This is a genomic window from Tabrizicola sp. (assembly GCF_031377265.1).
In the GTDB taxonomy this organism is placed as follows: domain Bacteria; phylum Pseudomonadota; class Alphaproteobacteria; order Rhodobacterales; family Rhodobacteraceae; genus JAUYQR01.
Genome location: NZ_JANMET010000055.1, coordinates 1 through 1,892, shown reverse-complemented (window position 1 = coordinate 1,892; position 1,892 = coordinate 1). Strand labels below are relative to the sequence as shown.

The following is a 1,892-nucleotide window of genomic DNA, read 5'->3' as shown; positions in this document are numbered from 1 at the left end:
GGCACCGGCGTTGGCCCGACCATCGGCCTGCGTGCCGATATGGACGCGCTGCCAATTGAGGAAGTCACCGGTGCGGTGCATGCTTCGAACATCACCGGCAAGATGCATGCCTGCGGCCATGACGGGCATGTGACGATGCTGCTGGGGGCGGCGAAGTATCTGGCCGAGACGCGGCGCTTTGTCGGGCGGGTGGCGTTGATCTTTCAGCCTGCCGAAGAAGATGGCGGCGGCGGTGAAGTCATGGTGCAGGAAGGCATCATGGACCGGTTCGATATCGCGCAAGTCTACGGCATCCACAACGCGCCGAACGTGCCTTTCGGGCATTTTCAGACCACGCCGGGGCCGTTGATGGCATCTGTCGATACGGCCTATGTCTATGTCACCGGAAAAGGCGGCCATGCCGCCACGCCGCACGAATGCGTGGACCCTGTGGTCGCCGTGGTAGCCATGGTGGGCGGCATTCAGACGATCATCCCCCGGAACGTCTATGCCCTTGATGAAGCAGTGATTTCGGTAACCCAGATCCATACCGGGACCGCCAGCAACATCATTCCGGAAGCGGCGATGTTCTGCGCCACGATCCGCTGTTTCAAGCCTGACGTGCGGGCGTTGTTGAAGAAGCGGATCCACGAGATTGTCGAGGGTCATGCCCTGGCGTACGGCGTGACGGCGCGGGTCGATTACGACTGGGGTTACCCCGCAACGATCAACCATGAGGACGAGACTGAGTTCGCCGCCGAAGTGGCGCGCGAGGTGGTGGGGGGCGACGCGGTGGATGCCCGCGCCAACCGGGAAATGGGGTCGGAAGACTTCAGCTATATGCTGGAGGCTCGGCCGGGCGCTTATCTGTTCATGGGGATCGGACCGGGGGCGGGTCTGCATCACCCGGCCTATGATTTCAATGATGACGCGTCGCCGGTGGGGGCAAGCTTTTTTGCCCGGCTGGTAGAGCGGGCGCAACCTGTGGGGTGAAAGAACGCCGGGCAAGCCCGGCGCACGCCTTTTGTCTCGCCGACCGGGCAGGGCCCGGATCGGCTCGGGCGGGCTCCGCCGGGGATATTTGGCGAAGCGGAAGCCTTGGGCGAATCAGATGATGCCGGGCGCGGCGCATTTAGCCAAGGGTCTATGATTGGCATACCATATCTTGAACAGCGCTACCTTTGGTGGCGGGTCTGGGCTGGCAAAAATTTGATCAAAATGTTAGGGTGAGGCCACAGCAGATGGAGTGACCGATGACCGCCCTTGCCCTGAATTTGCCCGCGCCGAAGGATCTGTGGGAGATGGACCGCGCCCATGCGCTGCATCCATGGACCAACTTTGGCCCGTTCGAAAGGGAAGGTGCGCTGGTGATCGCGCGCGGTGAGGGGGCGTGGTTGTGGGATGCCGAAGGGCGGCGGTATTTTGATGCGGTGGGCGGGCTTTGGTGCACCAACATCGGGCTGGGGCGGCGCGAGATGGCGGATGCGATCGCCGATCAGGCGTTGAGGCTGGGGTTTTCCAACACCTTCGTCGACATGACCAACGAGCCGTCGGCGCGGCTGGCGGCTAAACTTGCGGCGCTGGCACCCGGCGATCTGAACCGGGTGCATTTCACGACGGGAGGGTCGACGGCGGTGGATACAGCGGCACGGATGGTCGGGTATCACCAGCATGCGATGGGGCGGCCGGACAAGACCGGGATCGTTGCGCGGGATCATTCGTACCATGGGTCGACCTACCTGTCGCAAAGCATCGGCAAGCGGCCCGGCGACCGGGTGGAGGAGTTCCGTTACAAGGAAGACGGCATCTGGCACCTGTCGGTGCCGAACCCGTATCGGCGGCCCGACGGGATGACGGAGCCTGAGTTCTGCGACGGGCTGGTGGCGGAGTTCGAGGCGTTGATCGCGCGGGTG

2 protein-coding genes are annotated in these 1,892 nt (G+C 63.4%); both read left to right on the top strand.

The features are described from left to right. A partial coding sequence (locus RMO18_RS03160) for an amidohydrolase (protein WP_309663874.1) occupies positions 1 to 972 on the top strand: 972 nt, incomplete at its 5' end. Positions 973 to 1,232: 260 nt separating this feature from the next. Further along, positions 1,233 to 1,892 (top strand): aminotransferase class III-fold pyridoxal phosphate-dependent enzyme (locus RMO18_RS03155; protein WP_309663873.1); only part of this gene is annotated, 660 nt, incomplete at its 3' end.